The 1,123-nt window shown below is 67.9% G+C and carries 2 protein-coding genes; both read left to right on the top strand.

The features are described 5' to 3' along the window. The coding region (locus IE226_RS44795) for a GNAT family N-acetyltransferase (RefSeq protein WP_229871995.1) at positions 1-505 on the top strand (505 nt) is incomplete at its 5' end. 423 nt (positions 506-928) lie between these two features. After that, on the top strand, positions 929-1,123 hold a 195-nt coding region (locus IE226_RS44790; protein ID WP_308429617.1), incomplete at its 3' end, for a DUF6042 family protein.

The raw sequence follows: 1,123 nt of genomic DNA, 5'->3' as shown, positions 1-1,123 counted from the left end.
CGGCTACGACGACCAGGACAACGCGGTGGCCGCGGCGACGGTCTGGTCGGCCGGGCCCGGCAAACCCGGTCTGCTGGAGCCGGTGGGCGTGCACGCCGACCATCGCGGTCACGGCTACGGCACGGCGATCAGCGTCGCCGCTGCGGCGGCGCTGCGTGAACTGGGTGCATCAAGCGCACTCGTCAGCACCCCGAGCTCGAACACTGCCGCCGTCGCCACCTACAAGGCAGCTGGATACCAGCCGTCGTCCGAACGACTGGACGCAGGCCGGAGGAGTCAGCTCTCGTCTGGAGTCGGTGGGCGGTCGGCGGTCGGCGGTCGGCGGTCGGCGGTCGGCGGTCGGCGGTCGGCGGTCGGCGGGAATGAAGGCGACCATGTAATCCTCGAACCCTTCGTGGAGGCCGAACTCTTCGCGGGCCATGGCCGCTTCGTATCTGGCTCGGGAGTCTTGGCGGCCCCTGGCGCAGACGTGAACGGTGTAGGCCGTGGCTGGGTCGAGTTGTAGGGCCGGGGCGTATCCCTTGGAACCTGGAAGCCAGTCTGCGGCTGGTGTGGCAGGGCCTGTGGTGGGTCCGGACATGCTCATCCGTCCGCTGGAAATCGGCAGGTAAGGCCACATGCCGAGTAGCTGCCATTGCTCCGGCTGCCGGACAGGCTCGGCCTCGGTGAGCATGAGGGTTACCCGGGCGTCGTGGGACTGGACGCAGCTGACGACAGTGAGCTGACCGGGGGTGGTGAGCACGGGCTCGGCAGTGCGGAAGTCAGGTGTCCGGTCGGCGCCCTCCACATCGCTCCCGATGTCCTCGTGGATGTAGAAGTGCGAGTACTCGATGCCGACAACGCCACTAACCATGTCCATCTCTGGACCGTACGTCGTCGTCACACTGGAGTGAGCTGAGCGTGCCTGAGCCGTGGTCGTCCGGGCTTGGTGCCCTTCTCGTGGCGGCTGCGGCGCGGGAGTTCGCCGACCGGGCAGGGGTGGCGGAAACTCGTGCCCCCGCATCAGTTCTGGGGACTGCGCGGGCAGGAGCCGGCTGACGCGGAACGCCTGGAGGCGCATCAGCGTTTCCGCCTGGTCATGGACTGGGATCACTTCAACGAAACCCGGATCCAGCTGACCTTC

It is taken from the genome of Streptomyces longisporoflavus (assembly GCF_014649775.1).
Classification (GTDB): domain Bacteria; phylum Actinomycetota; class Actinomycetes; order Streptomycetales; family Streptomycetaceae; genus Streptomyces; species Streptomyces longisporoflavus.
Note: the sequence above shows the minus strand (reverse complement) of the source record. Positions and strands in the feature narration are given on the sequence as shown.